Origin of the sequence: Lactobacillus sp. 23-2, from assembly GCF_044902225.1 — a bacterium.
Classification (GTDB): Bacteria; Bacillota; Bacilli; order Lactobacillales; family Lactobacillaceae; genus Lactobacillus; species Lactobacillus absianus.
In genome coordinates, this window is record NZ_JAOQBX010000009.1 from 1 (window position 1) to 19,210 (window position 19,210).

General features: G+C 52.0%; 21 protein-coding genes and 1 pseudogene. 6 read left to right on the forward strand and 16 right to left on the reverse strand.

Features of this window, described 5'->3' with window-relative positions:
• The first annotated feature begins 302 nt into the window (after positions 1–302).
• Positions 303–1,247, forward strand: coding sequence for an NAD(P)/FAD-dependent oxidoreductase (locus tag OCH80_RS04965; RefSeq protein ID WP_404538466.1), 945 nt, complete (start codon positions 303–305; stop codon positions 1,245–1,247).
• 101 nt (positions 1,248–1,348) lie between these two features.
• Positions 1,349–2,017 (forward strand): VTT domain-containing protein, encoded by a 669-nt coding sequence (locus OCH80_RS04970; RefSeq protein WP_206989403.1) that lies wholly within the window; start codon positions 1,349–1,351, stop codon positions 2,015–2,017.
• Between the two features lie 80 nt (positions 2,018–2,097).
• Here OCH80_RS04970 and OCH80_RS04975 read toward each other — a convergent pair whose 3' ends face one another.
• The 6 genes from OCH80_RS04975 to OCH80_RS05000 form a co-directional block, all read right to left on the reverse strand.
• Entirely contained in the window at positions 2,098–2,709 is a 612-nt protein-coding gene (locus OCH80_RS04975; RefSeq protein ID WP_404538469.1) for a TIGR01906 family membrane protein, read from the reverse strand.
• 2 nt (positions 2,710–2,711) lie between these two features.
• The gene (locus OCH80_RS04980) at positions 2,712–3,491 is read right to left on the reverse strand and encodes a TIGR01457 family HAD-type hydrolase (RefSeq protein WP_302188357.1); all 780 of its coding nucleotides are present in this window, start codon (positions 3,489–3,491) and stop codon (positions 2,712–2,714) included.
• Positions 3,472–4,101 carry a YutD family protein gene (locus OCH80_RS04985; RefSeq protein WP_404538473.1) on the reverse strand — a complete coding sequence of 210 codons (630 nt, stop codon included), beginning with the start codon at positions 4,099–4,101 and terminating at the stop codon, positions 3,472–3,474. The genes OCH80_RS04980 and OCH80_RS04985 overlap by 20 nt, the downstream gene beginning before the upstream one ends.
• Positions 4,067–5,470 (reverse strand): bifunctional metallophosphatase/5'-nucleotidase, encoded by a 1,404-nt coding sequence (locus OCH80_RS04990; protein ID WP_404538476.1) that lies wholly within the window; start codon positions 5,468–5,470, stop codon positions 4,067–4,069. The genes OCH80_RS04985 and OCH80_RS04990 overlap by 35 nt, the downstream gene beginning before the upstream one ends.
• 9 nt (positions 5,471–5,479) lie before the next feature.
• Positions 5,480–5,806 carry a hypothetical protein gene (locus OCH80_RS04995; RefSeq protein ID WP_404538479.1) on the reverse strand — a complete coding sequence of 109 codons (327 nt, stop codon included), beginning with the start codon at positions 5,804–5,806 and terminating at the stop codon, positions 5,480–5,482.
• A 111-nt stretch (positions 5,807–5,917) separates the two neighbouring features.
• The gene (locus tag OCH80_RS05000; RefSeq protein WP_154548132.1) at positions 5,918–6,919 is read right to left on the reverse strand and encodes a substrate-binding domain-containing protein; all 1,002 of its coding nucleotides are present in this window, start codon (positions 6,917–6,919) and stop codon (positions 5,918–5,920) included.
• Between the two features lie 154 nt (positions 6,920–7,073).
• Here OCH80_RS05000 and pepQ point away from each other — a divergent pair, with 154 nt between their 5' ends.
• Entirely contained in the window at positions 7,074–8,180 is a 1,107-nt protein-coding gene (pepQ, locus tag OCH80_RS05005) for a Xaa-Pro dipeptidase (RefSeq protein WP_404538483.1), read from the forward strand.
• 62 nt (positions 8,181–8,242) lie between these two features.
• Here pepQ and OCH80_RS05010 read toward each other — a convergent pair whose 3' ends face one another.
• Positions 8,243–8,488, reverse strand: coding sequence for a hypothetical protein (locus tag OCH80_RS05010; protein ID WP_404538486.1), 246 nt, complete (start codon positions 8,486–8,488; stop codon positions 8,243–8,245).
• Between the two features lie 239 nt (positions 8,489–8,727).
• Between OCH80_RS05010 and OCH80_RS05015 the strand changes: the two are divergent.
• Positions 8,728–8,907, forward strand: a pseudogene (locus tag OCH80_RS05015) (M24 family metallopeptidase); the annotation flags it as partial.
• A 268-nt stretch (positions 8,908–9,175) separates the two neighbouring features.
• Here OCH80_RS05015 and OCH80_RS05020 read toward each other — a convergent pair.
• Together OCH80_RS05020 and OCH80_RS05025 are read right to left on the reverse strand one after the other, a co-directional pair.
• Positions 9,176–9,550 carry a DUF1269 domain-containing family protein gene (locus OCH80_RS05020; protein ID WP_404538489.1) on the reverse strand — a complete coding sequence of 125 codons (375 nt, stop codon included), beginning with the start codon at positions 9,548–9,550 and terminating at the stop codon, positions 9,176–9,178.
• A 16-nt stretch (positions 9,551–9,566) separates the two neighbouring features.
• Positions 9,567–10,013 carry a DUF948 domain-containing protein gene (locus tag OCH80_RS05025; RefSeq protein ID WP_154548138.1) on the reverse strand — a complete coding sequence of 149 codons (447 nt, stop codon included), beginning with the start codon at positions 10,011–10,013 and terminating at the stop codon, positions 9,567–9,569.
• A 115-nt stretch (positions 10,014–10,128) separates the two neighbouring features.
• Here OCH80_RS05025 and OCH80_RS05030 point away from each other — a divergent pair, with 115 nt between their 5' ends.
• Positions 10,129–10,977 carry a mechanosensitive ion channel family protein gene (locus OCH80_RS05030; protein WP_404538492.1) on the forward strand — a complete coding sequence of 283 codons (849 nt, stop codon included), beginning with the start codon at positions 10,129–10,131 and terminating at the stop codon, positions 10,975–10,977.
• A 74-nt stretch (positions 10,978–11,051) separates the two neighbouring features.
• On the opposite strand, the gene OCH80_RS05035 is transcribed toward OCH80_RS05030, so the two are convergent.
• On the reverse strand, positions 11,052–11,672 hold the full coding sequence (locus OCH80_RS05035) for an XTP/dITP diphosphatase (protein WP_404538495.1): 621 nt from the start codon (positions 11,670–11,672) through the stop codon (positions 11,052–11,054).
• 197 nt (positions 11,673–11,869) lie between these two features.
• Here OCH80_RS05035 and OCH80_RS05040 point away from each other — a divergent pair, with 197 nt between their 5' ends.
• Positions 11,870–12,265, forward strand: a complete 396-nt coding sequence (locus OCH80_RS05040; protein WP_154548144.1) for a YslB family protein — start codon at positions 11,870–11,872, stop codon at positions 12,263–12,265.
• A 134-nt stretch (positions 12,266–12,399) separates the two neighbouring features.
• Here OCH80_RS05040 and trxA read toward each other — a convergent pair whose 3' ends face one another.
• From trxA to alaS, 6 genes are all read right to left on the reverse strand, one after another.
• A complete protein-coding gene (gene trxA / locus OCH80_RS05045; RefSeq protein WP_404538499.1) occupies positions 12,400–12,711 on the reverse strand; it encodes a thioredoxin in 312 nt (103 codons plus the stop codon).
• Positions 12,712–12,827: 116 nt separating this feature from the next.
• A complete protein-coding gene (locus OCH80_RS05050; RefSeq protein ID WP_206989392.1) occupies positions 12,828–15,185 on the reverse strand; it encodes an endonuclease MutS2 in 2,358 nt (785 codons plus the stop codon).
• 90 nt (positions 15,186–15,275) lie between these two features.
• Complete coding sequence (locus OCH80_RS05055) at positions 15,276–15,599, reverse strand: DUF1292 domain-containing protein (RefSeq protein ID WP_154548150.1); 324 nt, start codon at positions 15,597–15,599, stop codon at positions 15,276–15,278.
• A gap of 2 nt (positions 15,600–15,601) precedes the next feature.
• A complete protein-coding gene (gene ruvX / locus OCH80_RS05060) occupies positions 15,602–16,030 on the reverse strand; it encodes a Holliday junction resolvase RuvX (RefSeq protein WP_154548152.1) in 429 nt (142 codons plus the stop codon).
• Positions 16,030–16,287, reverse strand: coding sequence for an IreB family regulatory phosphoprotein (locus OCH80_RS05065; protein ID WP_302188049.1), 258 nt, complete (start codon positions 16,285–16,287; stop codon positions 16,030–16,032). The genes ruvX and OCH80_RS05065 overlap by 1 nt, the downstream gene beginning before the upstream one ends.
• An 81-nt stretch (positions 16,288–16,368) precedes the next feature.
• The gene (gene alaS / locus OCH80_RS05070) at positions 16,369–19,008 is read right to left on the reverse strand and encodes an alanine--tRNA ligase (RefSeq protein WP_404538503.1); all 2,640 of its coding nucleotides are present in this window, start codon (positions 19,006–19,008) and stop codon (positions 16,369–16,371) included.
• Positions 19,009–19,210: the final 202 nt, after the last annotated feature.

The window sequence follows — 19,210 nt, forward strand, 5'->3', positions numbered from 1 at the left end:
TTCAAATATTGAACCCGCACACTGCGAAACTTTGTTCAGTTTTCAAAGTACCAACGTCACCTGAACTCGATGACGGTTTCTATCTTAGCAAATTAGCAAAGGCTTTGCAAGCGCTTTGTTATTTTTTCTTTCTGCCACTGGCCAGGATTGTTCATCTGGGTCACAAGCGACATGTATTAAGATACTCTTTTTGCGCAGTGAATGCAAGCATGTTTTTAGTGAAAATTCAAAATAATCATGTTAAAGTAATTTTATGTGATTTTGGAAAGGAGCACCTTATTATCAAAAACTACGATTTAGCCGTGATTGGCGGCGGTCCGGTCGGCCTGTTCACCGCCTACTTCGCCCACCTTCATGGGCTCAAGACGGTCTTGCTTGAATCGCTGAACGATTTGGGCGGCCAACCAGAAATGCTTTATCCTTTTAAACAGATCCTGGACATCCCCGTCTTCAAGGAAATCAGTGCCGGAAGCCTGATCAGCCGCCTGAAAGATGATCTTGACGACAGCGTGGCGATCGTCACTGGCCACAAGGTTGCTGACGTCACTAAAAACGAGGACGGCAGCTTGACCATCGACGGCGAATTTCAGGTTCGCAGCCTCATCATTGCCACGGGCAACGGGGCCTTCAAGCCTAAGAAGTTTCCTTTGAAGGCTGACGCGGAAGCCAGCCAGCGGATTCACTATTTCTTCAAGGATCCCCAGTTTTTTGCCGGCAAGACGGTCGGCATTTTTGGCGGCGGCGACACGGCACTTGACTGGGCCAACGAATTGGCGGCTTATGCCAAAGTAACGCTCATCCACCGGCGCGACCAGTTTCGCGGCATGGAAAGCAGCGTCCAAAAGCTGCAGGACAATCCACAGGTCAGCTTGATGACCCCTTACCTGCCTAAGAGCATGGAAATGGCCGGCGGCAAGCTGGCCATCTGCTTAAAGGAAGTCGGCCAGCCTGACCACCTTGAGACTCTGGCCTTTGACCAGATCCTGGTGGCTTATGGCTTCAGAGCTGACAACCGCTTCGTCAAGAAGTGGGGCGTGGAGCTGGACCATGGCTTGATTGCCGTCTCCCGCTCCATGCAGACCAGCGCCCCTGGCATCTATGCCGTTGGCGATGCCTGCGGCTATGAGGGCCGAGTGCCAGTGATCGGCATCGGCTTTGGTGAGGCGCAGATTGCCGTCAACGCCATCATGCGCGACCTCTTCCCAGAAAAGACGCTGACCGTTCACTCAACTGCTTTAAGCAAGTAATCCTGGCAAAAGTAAGTTATAATCGGTTAAGACTTGCTTTATCGCTTGTTTAGATAAAACTGCAAAATAACCATTAAAAAAACTGCAAGAAAGGGATACATATGCCTCTGATTGATTTTATCCTCCACATCGATGACCACCTGGTCACGATCGTGAATACCTTTGGCGGGTGGACCTACCTGATTATTTTTGCCATTATCTTCATTGAGACTGGCTTGGTAGTCTTCCCCTTTCTGCCGGGTGACTCCTTGATCTTCGCGGCCGCGGCAATGGCCGCCAACCCCAAGTATGGCCTGAACATCTGGCTGCTCTATCTGACGGCGGCGGCTGCCGCCGTCATCGGCGACTCGGCCAACTATGAAATCGGCCGCTGGTCGGTCAATTCCGGCGCCAAGCACTCCTGGTTCAACAAGTTGATCAATGAAAAGAACCGGGTTGCCGCGGAGAAGTTCTTTGAACGCCATGGCTCCATCACTATCGTGATCGGCCGCTTCATCCCCTTCATCAGAACCTTCGTGCCATTCATTTCCGGGGGCTCAAAGATGCACTACAAGACCTTCGCCCTCTACAACCTGCTTGGCGGCTTGCTGTGGACCGGCCTGTTCTCCGGCATTGGCTACTTCTTCGGGAATTTCCCAGTCGTCAAGGAGCACTTCTCCTTGATCGTCCTGGCCATCATCCTGGTTTCAGTCGTGCCAGTCTTGGTCGTGGCCTTGAAGAAGAAGCTGTCCATCAAGCGCGAACGGCAATTCCAGGAGTCAGATATCTGATCCTTGAATAGCAAACAACAACTAAAAAAGAGGAAAATCCATTAGGGATTTTCCTCTTTTTTAGTTGTTTTCTTTTTTACTCAGTGCCTGCTGATCAAGTACTGGGCAAAATAGAGCTCATAGACTGCCCCGCCGACAGCAAAGCAGGACGAGAAAAAGCCTTCGGTCAGCACATCGATGATCGGGTCCGTGTTGGGATCAAAGAGCCAGTTGCTGTTGTGGAAGAGCAAAGTGTGGAAGGTCCTGAAGAAGTCGTCAAAGTTTGCAATGGCAAAGGGCAAGACGACGACCGGCAAGACCATGAAGATCAAGGCCGCCACCTGGCTCATCCCCAGATAAGGCTTGCGCTTAGCCTGCTGAAAGTAAAAATGCAAGGCCAGGCAGAGCAAAAAGACCAGTGCCGTCAATTGAAACAGGCCCTTGACTTCCGCGAAGTGGGCCGCGGCATTGGCCGAAGTCGGAAAGTCAGCCATCTTCAGCTGCCGGTGCCAGGGCAAGAGCAGGTAGCCCATCAGCTGGTTGTAGTTGCCCATGACCTTGAAGAGGGACATCCCCACCGTCTCATTGGTCTTCTCAATTGCCATAAAAAAGAACAGCAAGGGCCAGCTGGCAAATATTGCCCCCATGACCCCGCTCGTCAGCGCGAAGAAGAAGTGGTAGATCACGCTGCCAATCGTATCTTGTTTTTTCATAGTTACAGTTCAAATTCATCCAAAGTATCAACGATATAGGTTGGCTGCCGCTTGCCGGCCAGGTCCTCGCGCCGGTTGACCCCCGTCAAGGTCATCAGGGTGTCAACGCCGCTATTGAAGCCGGCATTGATGTCGGTCTGGTAGTTGTCGCCCACGATCAAAGCCTCCTGGCGGCTGGACTTGGTCAGCTCCAAGGCCTTGTCGATGATGATAGCCTCCGGCTTGCCGATAAAAGTTGGCTGCTGGCCGGAAGCGGCCGCCAGCATGGCGCAGATTGACCCATTGCCCGGCAGGAGCTCAGCCCCATATGGCAGGTTCAAGTCAGAATTGGTCCCGATAAAAGTTGCCCCATGTCTGATGCAGCGGTTGGCAACCTGCAGCTTGTGGTAGGTCAGGTCAGTGTCCATGCCGACGATGACATAGTCGGGATTCTGCTCATCAAAGTAGAATTCTGGCCGGCTAAGAATTTCCGTCCACAGGCCCACTTGACCGATGATGTAGACGCCGAAGCGTTTTTTGCCTGGGTTCTGCTCGATGATCCAGCTGGCCGTAGCCATGCAAGGCGTGTAGATGTGGGCCACGTCAGTCGCAACCCCGTGTCCTTTCAGCTTGTCGACCACCATCTGCGGGGTCCGGGTCGTGTTGTTGGTCAAAAAGAGGTAGTCCTTGCCAGCTTCCTGCAGGCGCTTGACGAAGCGGACGCCGGATTCAATCGTTTCCTTGCCCCGGTAGACGGTCCCGTCCAGGTCAACCAGGAATATCTTATAATCTCTGCTTTGCATCTTGCTCACGTTTGTTTTTCTTTCTAATTACAAAAGCCTGATGGTGGCCGTTCTTGCGCTTGCGCTCGGCGTGCGAGTTCTTCCTTGGCAGCTTGGTCTCATGCACCTTGCGCTCGCTGAAGGCCGCGCGGCCGCGGGGCTTCTTGCCGGAAGAGTGCTTGCGGTTCTTGATCTTGATCTTCGGCTTCTTGCTTTGCTGGGCTGAAGCCAGAATAAAGTAAGGGGCACCAGGATTGCAGTATTCGGCCAGGTAGTCGACGATCGTTGACTTCTTGCGGTCAATCGCCGTCTTTACGTAGTCATTGTAAAAGCCCTTCAGTCGCAGGTGCTCGCTGGAAATATCCCCTACCAGGTAGTCGTACTGGTCCAGATAGGGGTCATACTTCTGCCGGAGCTGCTCCGTGTCCAGGGCGCCGCGCTCATTGGCCACGATATGGTATTCGCGCTGGTTGATCATCACCGTGTCGCCGCTGATGGCCACGTCGGACAATTCATGCAAAAGCGGCCGGTCAGCAGCTTTTGCCGGCAAGGCCTGTTCCAGCTGGCTGGCCCGCTGCTTCTTGCCCTTATCCGGCTTATTGTTGTTCTTGCTTTTCTTCTTCAAAGACATCACTTTCCTTTAATGGATAATGCTTGCTCAGGTAGCTGCCTACGACTTCGCGCAGGAACTGCGGGAACAGGAATTCATTTTCCCCGACGATTGACAGGGTTGGGAAGAAGGGAATCAGGACATAGTGGTCCAGTACGGCAATCTGGTATTCCGCGTTTGGATTCAGCAGCTTGCCCTGGACATAGACGTTTCTGGTCATCATGTCGACCTTGATCCCTTTGTAGTGGACCTGGCCAAAAATCTTCCCTCTAAAGCTCATCCCAATCAGGTTAAAGTGGGACAAAAAGTGGCGGTTCTTTTCAACTTCCATGCACAAGCGCCACAAGTCCCTCCCCTGCAAGCTGGTCCGCACCACGTGCATTGGGTGGGGCAAGGCATGCTGGAGGTCAAACTTGTTGATGATCCCGCTCTTGAACGGGGACAAAAACAGGCCGGTGCTCAGCATAGCCAGGTCGGTGCCGGCAAAATCAGCGATGGCATCCAGCGAGACGCTGATGGCCGCTTCGACGTCATTGTTGTATTTTTCTGGCAGATAAGCCACGGCTGACCGCTCCAAGAGCTCCTTGCCCTTGTTGTACAGGGCATCAATCTCCTGCTGATCGCCTGGCTCTTCCGGCAGGCTAGCCGTGGCGATCGTAGTTGGCTTAACGTCAAGCAGGTGATGGTCATCATCCAGATGCAGGGTAATGTCGCCCACGTAATTGCCCCACTTGCCTGTTTGGGTAATCCAAGTATGGCCCTCCTGGAGGCCTTTGGCCAGCAAGGTGTGGCTGTGACCGCCAACGATCAGGTCGATCTGCGGATAGTGCTTGGCCAGCCACTTGTCCATTCTGACCCCGGTATGGGTGATCAGGATCAAAAGGTCATATTGGCCGGCAATCTCCTGCATCACGCTGTCCATGGTCTCGCCCAGCATCTTGATACTCCAGTGGTTTGGCCCGTAAGTCATAGGGTAAGCCGCGGTCAAGCCCACCAGCGCGATCCGCGTCCCCTTCTTGCTGGTCAAAAACAGGTGGCTCTTGGCCCACTTAGGCATCGATTCATCTTCTTCGCGCAAGTTGGCCAGGACGACCGGAAAATCAGCGTGGTCAAACAAGTGCTCCAGGACCTGGTGCGGGTTGGAGATGCCTTCATTGTTTCCGATCGTGATGGCATCATAGTTGAAGTCATTCATCAAGCGGATGTTGACCTGGCCCTCAGTCGCGTCAGACAACGGGTGGGACCGGTCCATGAAGTCGCCGGCGTCAAAAGTAAAGACTTGGTCAGCATCAGCGTTTTTTTGCACGTAATGCAGATAGCGCCTGATCTTTGGGAAATGCTCAAAGTGTGAGTGTAAATCATTCGTGTGCAAAATTCGCAGAGTTTCCATACTTTCCACCTACCCAATTCTATTGGCTTTCAAGACCATCTCATATGCCTCCCGGACAGGGCCCTTTGGCTTCTCCCATTCCACCCAGCTTGGATGTTCCCAAAACTGCTCATCCATCAGGGTATTGAGCGGATAAGTCTTGTTGATGTATTCCTCATACGTCTCCAGGGCCTTGGTCCGCGGAATGTTGATGACCAGGATCCGGACCTGCTTGATCATGCCGTTGTCAGCCGCCAGCTCCGCGATCCCGTTTTGGTCAATATTGGAAATTTCATAATAAGTGCTCCCGTCGTTGCGGGTAATTTCCTCAATCAGATCAAATTGTTCATAAGCCATTTCGTCTCTTCCCCCATTTTGTCTTTAGTAAAAATTGTATCACAAATTCAACGGGCACTTGGCAGATAAGAAAAGAGCCTGCTCGTGCAGGCTCTTTCCGCAAAAATCTTCTTATTTGTTCAGGGTGCTTTGCTTCTTGATCAATTCGTAAGGCAAAACAATGTGCTTTTCATCCAAGCCTTCGTCATTCATCAGCTTGGTCAGCATTCTCATGGCGACGGCCCCCAAGTCGTAAAGCGGCTGCTTGATGGTGGTCAAGGCCGGACGAACGACTGAGGCAATCTGGGTGGCTGAAGCCGTGATGATTTCAAAGTCTTCTGGCACTTTGGCCCCGCGGTCCAGGGCAGAATTCAAAAGGCCAACTGAAGACAAGTCCTTGGTCACGATCACCCCGTTGATGCCCTTCTTGGCCAGCTCTGGGTAAAGGTTGTAGCCGTCAGAGTAGTCCTTGATGCCGTCAAAGATTTCGCAGCCTTCCAGTTCATTGTCTTCAATGAACTTTTCAAAGGCTGGCACCCGGTTTTCAGCGTTGATCGGAGCGTTCTTGTCGCCAACGATCAAGGCCAGGTGCTTCTTGCCGTCATTAAGGAGCAGGTTCAAGGCTTCGGTGTCGGCCTTCTTGTAGTCAATGTTGACTGAAGGGAAGTTTTCATTGCCAGCAACCGTCCCGGCCAGAACGACTGGCGTATTGGTCCGCTTAAAGGCCTCAGCTGCTTCATCTGACAGCTTGTTGGACATGTAGATGACCCCGTCAACCTGCTTGTTCAAAAGCCCCTGAATTACCGCGTCTTCCTTCATCAAACGGTTTTCCACGCTGGAAATGATGATGTTGTACTTGTAGAGGACGGCAATGTCGTCAATCCCCTTGGAAAGCTCAGCGAAGTAGAGGTTGGTCAAGTCAGGAACGATCAAGCCGACCGTAGTAGTCCGCTTTGAAGCCAGACCTTGCGCTACAGCATTTGGCTGATAGTGGAGACGCTTGATGACTTCCATGACCCGGTCGCGGGTTTCCTTGCGGACATTATTGTTGCCATTTACGACACGTGAAACGGTGGCCATGGAAACCTTGGCTTCCCTAGCCACGTCATATATTGTTACATCTTGTTTGTGCATAATAACTGACCCATCCTATCTAAAAACTAATTACTAGTCATATGATAGCATGAAATCATTTTTGGTGCAATCGCTTACAGCAGAACTTTCATTTTTTTGCATTTTTTTAGTGCTATACTGAAATTAATTTCAATGATGCAAGGAGAATAGCTATATGAATTTAGATAAGTTACAGCAATGGCTGCAAGAAAATCACACTGACGTGGCTTACATTTCAAGTCCCACAACGATTAACTATTTTACCGGATTTATCACTGATCCGGAAGAAAGAATTTTCAAGCTTTTTGCCTTTAAGGACGCGGATCCCTTTATCTTCTGCCCGGCCTTAAACTATGAAGAAGCCAAGGCATCAGCCTGGGACGGGGACGTCGTTGGCTACCTTGACGACGAGGACCCTTGGAAGAAGATCGCCGCGGAAATCAAGAAGCGGACTAAGGACTTCCAAAGCTGGGCCGTTGAAAAGGACGGCTTGACCGTGGCCCACTACCAAGCCCTGCACGCTGAATTCCCAGACGCGGACTTTGACAAGAACCTTTCCCCATTCATCGCCCACATCCGCCTCTTCAAGACGGAAAGCGAGCTGGCCAAGCTGCGCAAGGCCGGAGAAGAAGCTGACTTTGCCTTCACGATCGGCTTTGATGCTCTTAGAAACGGGGTTACCGAAAGAGCCGTAGTCAGCCAAATTGAATACCAATTGAAGCTGCAAAAAGGCGTAATGCAGACCAGCTTTGACACCATCGTTCAAGCCGGTCCAAATGCCGCTAACCCTCACCAAGGGCCAAGCATGAACACGGTTAAGCCAAACGAACTGGTGCTTTTTGACCTGGGGACCATGCACGAAGGCTACGCTTCTGACTCCAGCCGGACGGTCGCCTACGGGGAACCGACCGACAAGATGCGGGAAATCTACGAAGTCAACCGGACTGCCCAGCAAGCGGCCATCGACGCGGCTAAGCCAGGCATGACGGCCAGTGAGCTTGACGGCGTAGCCCGCAAGATCATCACTGATGCCGGCTATGGTGAATACTTCATCCACCGCTTGGGCCACGGGATCGGGATGGAAGTCCACGAATTCCCATCTATCGCCAACGGCAACGACGTCGTTTTGCAAGAAGGCATGTGCTTCTCCATTGAACCAGGGATTTACATCCCAGGCTTTGCCGGCGTCCGGATCGAAGACTGCGGCGTCCTCACCAAGGACGGCTTCAAGCCATTCACCCACACCAGCAAGGAATTGAAGGTCCTGCCGGTTAAGGAATAAGATTGAAAACAGAAAAAGGCTTCTAGAAGCATCTCTCTTCTAGAAGCCTTTTTCGTATAAAATTATGCCTTACGAAGGTCGCGAATCAAGTAATAGACGCCAATTAAAGTCAACAACAAGTAGACATTCAGAAAATCGTGATAGCCTTCCTTCATGACAAAAATGGCAAAAAACGAGGCCGGTACGATGGTCAAGATTATCCCCCGGTATTTTCTCAGCTTCAAAATAAACAGATTTTCTGATTTTTTGAAGGAAAAATACATTCCCATCAAACAAATCAGAAAAAGAATCGTATCTGTTGTCGTCATGTGCTTTATCCTCTCCTACTTACTTAAACGTTTTGATTAACTGTTGAAGTATTCACAGCAACATCATTTCTTTGATCTGAACTCGCTTCTACAAGTGATGCAGGCTGTAAAAATGGAACTACAGCCATCACAAATGCCACTAATAATCTAATTGCTTTACTCACCTTTCTTGAGCAAAGAGTACACCGCAATTGGTAATAATGCAATCTGTATTTTAATTGAAAATCAATTATTTAAGAATCGCCAACGGCAACGACGTCGTTTTGCAAGAAGGCATGTGCTTCTCCATTGAACCAGGGATTTACATCCCAGGCTTTGCCGGCGTCCGGATCGAAGACTGCGGCGTCCTCACCAAGGACGGCTTCAAGCCATTCACCCACACCAGCAAGGAATTGAAGGTCCTGCCGGTTAAGGAATAAGGCAAAATTTTGACATTCAAAAAGCCTGACAGATTATCCTGTCAGGCTTTTTCTTGCAGCAATTTATGCCGGCCCAAGCCGCCGCGCGAAGTGGCTGCTGGCCAACGCCACGGATTCCAGACCCGTGGACAGGTGGCTTTAGCAACTAACAGGCCGCGGCTGCCTATTATCCGGCAATCGTCTTGACTGGAACTGCATCTAGCAGCCAGTGCCCTGCTGCCGCAAAAATCAAGCAATAGCTTCCTTGCTTTGTGGCTATTCTACGCCATTATTCAGCAGTTGGCGCTGCGGACGCATCGTCAGCTGCCTTGTCATCTTCGTCTTTTTCGGCATTTTCCAAATCACTGGCTGATTCAGCCGCTGACTTGCCGTCAGTTTCAGCTGGTTCAGAGTCGTCGATCACGATATCGTCAAAATCCTTCAGTTCAGAATCGTCTTCAACGTTCTTTGGGAAGGAAGCCAGTTGATTCTTCAAGATTTCCGTCCCGTTGTCGTACTTTTCCTTCAAGTCTTCAACGTTTGGATTGCTCTTGATCTTGTCCTTGACTTCCTTGACCTTGTCATCAGAAACCAGGCTGGCGGCAACCACGCCGGCAGCGGCCCCGAGGACTACGCCAAACAGAAAGCTCGTAAATTTTCTCATAGTGATTCTCCTTTGCTTAATCTTGGCCTCTGCGCCGGAAATGGCGCGCAAAAGCTGAGGTAATGACCGAAGTAAGCATCCCAGTCCGCGTAAAGTGGGCATTGGAAACGCGCTTAACCATCTTCTTGGATGATTCGTTGATTTCTGAGACGCTTTCGCCCAAGTCGGCAGCGGCCTTGACTACGGGTTCAACGGTCTTCATTTTGCCGTTGACGTCGTCCATCAGGTCATTCGTCTTGTCCATCAGGCTGTTTGCTTGCTTCATCAACTCGTCGACGTCATCCGTCAACTTGTTCAGTGATTCGTTCACGGTTTCCAAAGACTGGTTAGTCAGCTGAACGGTTCTTTCAGCTTCTTTCAGGGCCCGGCCCATCTTAACCAAAGTTGGAATGGTAAACAGCACCAATACTAAAAATGCAATTGCGGCAATAAGACCTGCCAATGCACCGTAGGATAAAACCATAACTTGCTCCCCTTTCTAAATTTCTAAAAAAAGTCTAGCATGAAAACACTTTTATCTCAATGGAAAGCAACTTTTTGGTATGCTTTATTCTAGTACTTGAAAGGAAACGACAAAAATGAAAGATTTAAAATTCAGTTTTGGGAGCGTATCCGTCGACTTGACTAAAATTTTCACTCATGTCGCCAGTGTTCTCTGGCAATTGTTGATCTCCACCCTGGTCTTTTACTTGATTGCCCATTTTGGCCACAAGCTGATCAACCGCTACCTCAACGGGCGGGCTGACAAGCTGTCCAAAAGAGCACAGACCATCTCGACTTTGATCAACAGCGGCTTCCGCTACACGATGATCTTCTTCTACCTTTACTCAGTCCTCTCCATCCTGGGCGTGCCTGTCGGCACCCTGATTGCCTCAGCCGGGATCTTCTCCCTGGCAATTGGTCTCGGGGCCCAAGGCTTTATGAGCGACCTGGTCAATGGCTTCTTCATCTTGAGCGAAGGCCAGTATGACGTCGGCGACAGCGTCAAGATCGGGACTGACGCCGGCACGGTGGTCCAGCTTGGCTTAAGAACCACCAGGATCATGTCCGCAGATGGGACCTTGATCTTTATCCCCAACCGGGAAATCAAGATCGTCAAGAACCTGACCCACGGTGGGATTGGCCTGGACTTGGACTTGGGCTTGCATGCCGACGCTGACCTTGAAGCCGTAAATGCTGCCTTGAACCAAGCCAACAGCCGCCTGGCTCAAGAAGAAGTCGCCAACTTCCTGGTCAGCGGCCCAAGCTGCCTGGGCGTCATTGAGCAAAGAGGCCGGTCAATCATTTACCGGGTGCACTTCCAAGTGCAGCCTGGCCATGAAGGCACGGTCAGAAAGGCCTACTGGGAAGCCTACCTGGAAGCCCTCAAAGACCAGCAGATCGAATTCGCGGAGAATAATCTCGTCATTCAAGAGACCAAGTCCTAATCCCTGGTCCACTATAGATTGTAACAAAAAATGCTGGACAAGGCGTCCAGCATTTTTAGATTCGCTTGCCGCGACTAGTCAAGCTCAGCAAACCAGTCTGGCAATTCCTTGACCAACTTGCGGACAGCATTGCCGCGGTGGGAAACTTCGTTCTTTTCATCCGTGTTCATTTCAGCAAAAGTCTTGCCCTTGGCTGGAACGTAGAACAATGGGTCGTAGCCGAAGCCATCGTTGCCGCGTGGGACAGCCAAGACTACGCCTTCACAAGTTCCTTCAACAACCAAGTCGCGTTCTGGCTTGCCTGGCTGTGACAGAACCAAAACGGAGACGAACTTGGCTTGGCGCTTTTCTTCTGGAACGCCGCCCAAGGCTGCCAGCAGCTTGGCGTTGTTGCGGGAGTCATTGTGGGCTTCGCCGCCGTAACGGGCTGAGTGCACGCCAGGAGCCCCGTTCAGCTTGTCAACTACAAGACCGGAGTCGTCAGCTAGCGTTGGCAACTTGCTGAAGTCTGCCAAGGCGTGGGCCTTGAGCTTGGCATTTTCTTCGAAAGTGTTGCCTCTTTCGTTGACGTATGGTGGGTTTTCAAGATCTGCCTTTGACTTGACTTCGATATCCAAGCCGGCCTTTGCAAAGGCTTCGCGCAATTCCTTGACTTTGTTTTGATTATCAGTAGCAAATAACAATACTTGGGTCATAATATGCTCCAATCACAATCACGAATATATTATTAAAAACTCATCAAGTTAATTTTACCACTCTTTAAGGCAATTTCGATAATTTTACAGCAATTTATCAATCACCTGCTTCTTTAATTTCCGTAAACTTTTCAAAAATATTTCACCATCCCCTTGGTTTAGGGTAAAATGAAGTCATTGAATAAGGATGAGGTTTTATGTCTGAACAAAACGAACACGTATATTTTGTCAACCAGCTGTATCGTGATTTCCTGTTGCCAACCATTCTAGGCAGCGACGCTCCGGCCATCCTCTATTGGGCCGGCAAGCGAATCACGCGCAAATATGATCTGAGCGACCTTGATGATTTGGTCGAATTCTTCAACATGGCCGAATTTGGCCAGCTTAAGGTGGTCAAGGAACGGCGGGCTTCTATGATCTTCAGCCTGAGCGGACAGGCAGTCAGCGACCGCTTAGCCAGCGGCAGCAAGGAGTTCTCCTTGGAAAGCGGCATGATCGCTGAAGCGGTCGAGGAAGCCAAGCAGCGGTCTACTGAAGCTGAGATTGCCGTTGACGACAAGAAGCAGACCGTCACCATCACCACTTTCTTCTAAGAGCCAGATTTGCTGTCTTTGCGCTCTTTTTCAGCCAGCAACCTGGATCAATATTCAAAAAGCAAACACGTCAAAAAGGACCGGGCAATTGCCCGGTCCTTTTCTTGTGTCTGTCAATTGGCTTTGCTGGCAGCTTAGTCAGCATACTGGTCCAGGATTTGGTCCAGCTTTTCCTTTGGCGTGTAGCCAGTCAGGCGGTCAACGATCTGGCCGTCCTTCTTAATGATCAAAGTTGGGATGGCCATGATCCCCAATTCCTTGGCCGTGTTTGGGTTTTCGTCAACGTCCATCTTGGTGAAGTGCACGTCTTGGCGCTCTTCAGCCAAGGCTTCGATGACCGGAGACTGCATGCGGCAAGGACCGCACCAGGTTGCCCAGAAGTCGATCAGGACTACGCCATCCTTGGTTTCTTCAGCAAAAGTTTGATCGGTAATTGCGTCTACCATTAGTTAATACCTCTTCTTCTAGCTAATTTTATCTAATCTCTAGCAATCGCGATTTGCTTATGCTCTTAGTTTACCATGTTACTTACTTTTTGCAAGTGACATGCTTGCATTGATCGCTATTTCAAAACGACAATCGTGGCCCCAGTCCCGCCTTCATTGGCTGGCGCGTAGGCAAAGGACTTGACGTGCTTGTTGCGCTTGAGGTACTGCTGAACGCCTTCACGGATGGCCCCGGTCCCGATCCCATGGATGATGGTCACGGTGCTCAAGCCGGACAGCAGGATCGTGTCAAAGTAGCGGTCCAAATTGATCATCGCCTCTTCGTAGCGCTGGCCGCGCAAGTCCAGGGAGGCATGGGCCCGGCTGCTTCTTGAAGCGCTCGTTGCCCGGGTCTTCTTCTTTGGCTTGGCACTTGCCGCCAGCTTGTCGATGTCCCGGTCTGAGACCTTCAGCTTGATCATCCCCAGCGAAACCTGGTATTCATGCTCGCCCAGCTGCTTGGTGACCGTCCCCGTCTGTCCATAGGACAGGACCTTGACCTTGTCGCCAACTTGCACGTGGTGGCGCTTCTTTTCCTTTTGCAGGACCTTGTTGTTGGCCAGGTTCTGCTCCTGCTTGGCCAGCTTGTTGAACTCGCCCTTGGCGTCCATCAGCTGGTTGGCCTTGACGTTGGCCCCCTGCTTTCTGGCCGCTTCCAGGTCAGCGATGATCTGATCAGCCTTCTTGCGCTTCTTGGCTACCACTTCATTGGCCCGCTCCTGGGCAAAGTCCAGCTGCTTTTGCACGCGCTGGTTGTAGATGTCCAAAGCATCGCGCAGCTGCTTTTCCAAGCTTCTGGCCCGGTCCAGGGCGCTTTGCAGCTTGCGGCGGTTTTCAGTCGCCTGCTTGGTCTGCTTGTTCAGCTCATCGATCATGTGGTTGAGGTCGGAGTCATCGTCATTCATCAAGCCTTCCGCGTTCTGGACGACATCCTCCCGCATCCCCAGGCGGCGGGCAATCGCGAAGGCGTTGCTGTGGCCCGGGATGCCCATCTGCAGGCGGTAGGTCGGCGACAGGGTCTTGATGTCAAATTCCATGGAGGCGTTGGTGGTGCGCTCACGGTTGTAGCCATAGAGCTTAAGCTCCGGGTAGTGGGTCGTAACGATGATCTTGGCCTGCTTCTTCCTGAAGAAGTCCAGGATGGAGATGGCCAGGCTGGCCCCTTCTTCGGGGTCGGTCCCGGCCCCGATTTCATCGATCAGGACCAGGCTTTCCTTGCTTACCTGCTTCATGATCGCCACGATATCGTTGATGTGGGAGGAGAAGGTACTCAAGGACTGTTCGATTGACTGTTCGTCCCCAATATCGGCAAAAATCTGGTCAAAAACGGCAGCCTTGCTGCCTTCTGCCGCTGGGATGAACAAGCCGGACTGGGCCATCAGCTGCAAAAGCCCTGCCGTCTTCAGGGTAATGGTCTTCCCCCCGGTGTTGGGCCCCGTGATCAGGATCGTGTCAAAGTCTTCGCCCAAGCTGATGTCATTGGCGACGACTTTCTCCGGGTCAATCAAGGGGTGGCGGGCGGCCAGGAGCTTAAAGGAATGATCCTTGGTCAAGACTGGCTGGACGGCCTGCATCTTTTTGGCCAGCTTGGCCTTGGCCTGGAGGAAGTCCAGCTGGCTCAAAGCCTGGGCCAGCTGCTTAATGGCTGGGGCTTCTTCTCTGGCGGCCAAAGAAAGCTCATGCAGGATCCGGCGGATTTCCTGGCGCTCTTCTGCCAGCAGGTTCTGCAGGCGGTTGTTCAGGTTCAGGATGGCTTCTGGCTCCACAAACAAGGTCTGCCCTGACGCGCTTTGGTCGTGGACGACCCCGCCAAACTTGTGCCGGTACTCCTGCTTGACTGGAATTACGTAGCGGTCGTCACGGATAGTAACGATGGCTTCTGACAAGTATTGGCTCATCTTGCCCCGGGTGTAGCCCTCCATCCGCTGCTTGATTTCCGTTTCATTGGCCTGGCGGCCGCGGCGCAGGCGGGCCAGATTCTCTGACGCCGTATCCAGCACTTCCCCGTCAAAAGTCAACGAAGTCCGCAGGCGGCGGTACAGGCGGTCTGGAACTTCAAGCTGGTCCAGCAGGCTGTCGATCGCTGACAAGTCGCAATTTTCATCTGCAACGTCTTCCACGAACTGGTTGATTTCCTGGGCCAGGGTAAAGACCAGCAAGACGTTGCCCAGTTCTTTGGCATTCAGGTCAGCCTTGACCTTCAAGCGCTTCAGGCTTGGGGTCACGCTGGCAAAATCCGTCAGCGGCAGCTGCCCCTTGACCCGCAGCAAGTTGGCCAGAGCATTGGTCTCATTCAAAGCCTGCTCTACGGCCTGCGGGTCTGAGCTTGGGACCAGGTCTAAGGCTTCGCGGGCGGCTGGCTTTGTGATGGTTTCTGCAGCCAGACGCTGGGTAATCTGTTCATATTCAAGCGTATCTAAAATTTTATGATTCATGTTTTCTATCTGTAAGTTCTGTTTAGCAAATTCAAGAATAGCCTTAATATAAAAAAAGCGGGCTCTCACCCGCTTTTCTCATTGCTTTAACTATTGTTCGTCGCCACTCAAGCGCTCATCGTCCAAGAAGGTGTTGAGCACCCCTTGAACCATGTCCCATTCAGCGTCAGACTCAATTTCGTGCAAGTCGCTGCTGGTGACGTCGCCGTCTTCGTCGGCGTCATAGCTGAAGGCTTGAACCTCAATTTCATCGTCGTCATCTACAGCTGCTGGGTAAAGCAAAATGTAAGACTTGTCGTTGTCTTCTGAGTGGAAGGTAAACAATACTTCGAACAATTCCTCGTTGCCGTTTTCGTCAACCAAGGTGATTTGCCGGTCAGTGTTGCCGGAAGTAGGATCGATTTGTACTGCCATGGTTAGTCCTTTCGATGTAAATCTAAATAATTTTGCAAAATCAAGACGGCCGCAAGCTGATCGACGACTTCTTTGCGTTCGCGGCGATCATGCATGCCAGCTTCTTCAACGAGCACCCGCTCCGATTCAACCGTAGTCAAGCGTTCATCGGAGTAGTAGACGGGCAGGCCGAATTTCTTGGCCAATCTTTCCCCCATCGCGTGGCTCCGGTCAACGGAAGCCCCGGCTGAGCCGTCCAGCTTCTTGGGCAAGCCCAAGACGAAGGCTTCCGGCTCATATTCCCGGACCAGCTTCTTCAAGCTCCGCATGCCAAAGTTGTGGCGGGTCTCGTCAATTTGAATCGTTTCCAGCGGCTGCGCCGTGATCCCCAAGGGATCGCTGACCGCGACGCCAATCGTGCGCGAGCCGACATCCAAGCCAAGCAGCCGCATTACTTGTCCTTGCCAAGGTAGCTCTTGACGAGCTCTTCAATAATCTCATCACGTTCATGACGCAGGATCAGGTTCCGGGCGTCATTGTGCCGCGGGATGTACGCCGGGTCGCCTGAAAGCAGGTAGCCCACAATTTGGTTGATTGGATTATAACCCTTTTCTTCAAGCGCCTTGTATACGTCTTCCAAGGTATCGTGAATGTTCTTGCCCTTGTTTTGATTAAAATCAAAGTGCATCGTCTTATCAAGCGAACTCATTGTTATTCCCCCTCTTTTTTCTATTTTACTGAAAAAGCCAAGCGAACTCAATTGATCTGATTGGCCTCAGTGCCGCTTTCTTTAGTTGTTGTCCAAAAGTGAGACAGCAGCATCGATCGCGTCTTGCAAGCCTTCTGGCTTCTTGCCGCCGGCTTGGGCCATGTTTGGCCGGCCACCGCCGCCGCCGCCGAAGATGCGGGCAACGGACTTGATCATGTCGCCAGCCTTCAGGCCCTTGTCCAGGGCCTTTTGGCCCAGGCTGACCAGCATGTTGGCCTTGCCGTCAGCCTTCAAGCCGAGGATCAGGACGTCTGACTTGTTTTCAGCCTTCCATTGGTCGGCGATTTCCCGCAAGTCGTTCATGCTGTTGACGTCAGCAATCGTGGCGATGACGCTGAGGCCGGCAACCGTCTTTACGTTGTCGAAGATCTTGCCCGCCTTGGCCTTGTTGATTTGGGCTTCAAAGGCGGCATTCTGCTTTTGGGCAGCGCGCAGGTCTTCTTGCAGGGAGGCAACCTTAGTCTTGATGCCTTCTGGTTTCGTTGCCTTGACTTCAGCCTGCAATTCGTCAAGCATTTCTGAGCGACCAGCCAGGTATTCGTAAGCCAGCTTAGAGGTTACGGCTTCAATTCTTCTGACGCCGGCACCGATCGCCTGCTCTGAAACGATCTTGAAGATCCCGATTTGCGAAGTGTTGTCGCAGTGGGTCCCACCACAGAATTCAATTGAGAAGTCGTCCATTTGAACCACGCGGACCTTATCGGCGTACTTGCCGTCAAAGAGGGCCAAAGCCCCCATCTTGCGGCCAGTGTCTGGGTCGGTTTCGGTCGTCTTGACCTGGATTGCTTCCCAGATCTTTTGGTTGACGATCTTTTCAACCGTCTTCAGCTCTCTTGGCGTCGTTGGGTCCAGGGAGGTGAAGTCAAAGCGCAGATAGTCTGGCTCAACGACTGAGCCGGCTTGGTGGGTGTGCTCACCCAAGACTTGCCGCAGGGCAGCGTGCAAGAGGTGGGTCGCTGAGTGTGAGTGACGCAGGCCTTCACGGCGGGCCTTGTCAATCTTCAACGTGTAGGTCTTGCCCTTTTCCAGTGGCAGGGTCACGTCAACGAAGTGCAGGTTTTGGTCGTTAGGCGCGTGCTGAACGTCAACCACGGTCGCAACCAGATTGCCGTCTTCGTCCAGGATTTCCCCGTGGTCAGCCACTTGGCCGCCCCGTTCAGCGTAGAAAGGAGTGTGGTCAAAGACCAGGGTGGCCTTTTCGCCGTCAGCCTTGTCTACCAGCTGGTCGTTGACGATGATGTCAATCAGCTTGCTCTTTTCTTCATATACGCCGTAGTCAAAAGTACTTGCGTCCTTCAAGCTCATCAAGGTTTCGTCTTGTGAGCCCATTGACTGCAAGTCGCCCCGGGCCTTGCGGGCCCGTTCCTTCTGGGCTTCCATTTCAGCGTCAAAGCCCTTCTTGTCAACCTTCAGGCCGTTGTCTTGCGCTGCTTCAAAGGTCAGTTCGTATGGGAAGCCGTAAGTGTCGAACATCTTGAAGGCGTCCTTGCCGGAGATGGTCTTGTCGTCGCTTTCCTTGGCCTTGCCGATCAAGTCGTCCAGCAGGGTCAGGCCGGCTTCAAGAGTAGCGCCAAAGCGGTCTTCTTCGTTCTTGACGACCTTGCTGATGAAGGCTGCCTGGTTGATCACTTCTGGGTAGTGGCTCTTCATGATGTCGCCGACAACTGGCACCAGCTTGTAGAGGAATGGCCCTTGGATGCCCAGCTTGCGGCCGTTCAAGGCTGCCCGCCGCAGCAAGCGGCGCAAAACGTAGCCACGGCCGTTGTTGCCTGGCAGGGCGCCGTCGCCAATGGCAAAGGAGATGGCGCGGATGTGGTCGGCGATGATCTTGAAGGAAGTGTCGTCAGCCTTGTTGTCCGCGTACTTCTTGCCTGCGGTCATTTCTTCAGTCGCGTGAATGATTGGCAGGAACAAGTCGGTTTCGAAGTTGGTTGGGGCGTCTTGCAGGATTGAAAGCACGCGTTCCAGACCCATCCCGGTATCGATGTTCTTGTGTGGCTGCTCAACGTAGCGGCCGTCTGGCAAGTGGTTGAATTCTGAGAACACGATGTTCCAGATTTCCAGGTAGCGGGCGTTCTCGCCGCCTGGGAAGTTTTCCGGGTCGTCTTCAGCCACGTCATTGTTTTCCTGGCCACGGTCGTAGAAGATTTCTGAGTCAGGACCACAAGGGCCTTCACCGATGTCCCAGAAGTTGTCTTCCAGCTGCACGATGTGGTCTTCTGGCAGACCTACGACTTCATGCCAAATGCGGTGAGCTTCCGTGTCCTTTGGGTAGACGGTCACGTACAGCTTGTCCTTGTCCAGGTCCAGCCACTTTGGACTGGTCAGGAATTCCCAAGCCCAAGGAATCGCTTCTTCCTTGAAGTAGTCGCCAACTGAGAAGTTGCCCAGCATTTCAAACAGGGTCTGGTGGCGGGCCGTCTTGCCGACGTTTTCAATGTCGTTGGTTCTGATTGACTTTTGTGAGCTGGTGATCCGGCGGTTCTTAGGAACGACGGAGCCGTCAAAGTACTTCTTCATCGTCGCAACGCCGGAGTTGATCCACAGCAAGGTTGGGTCATCTTGCGGGATCAGGCTGGCTGATGGCATCACCATGTGGCCGTGTTCGTGGAAGAAGTCCAGGAACATTTGCCGAAATTCAGAACTGTTTAATTTCTTCATCGAAATCTCCTACAAATAAAACAAAACAAAAACAAGCACAGTCGCGTGAAATTCAAGGACGCTCAAGAAACGCGGTACCACCTTGATTGCAACAGTGCTTGTTACCTCTTAATTATCTCATTGTGATCGCTTTAAGGAGCATTTCCTGCTCTGGGATAAGCCCTTCTCACCGGCCTGGCTCTCTCTTTGAATCCTGAAAGCA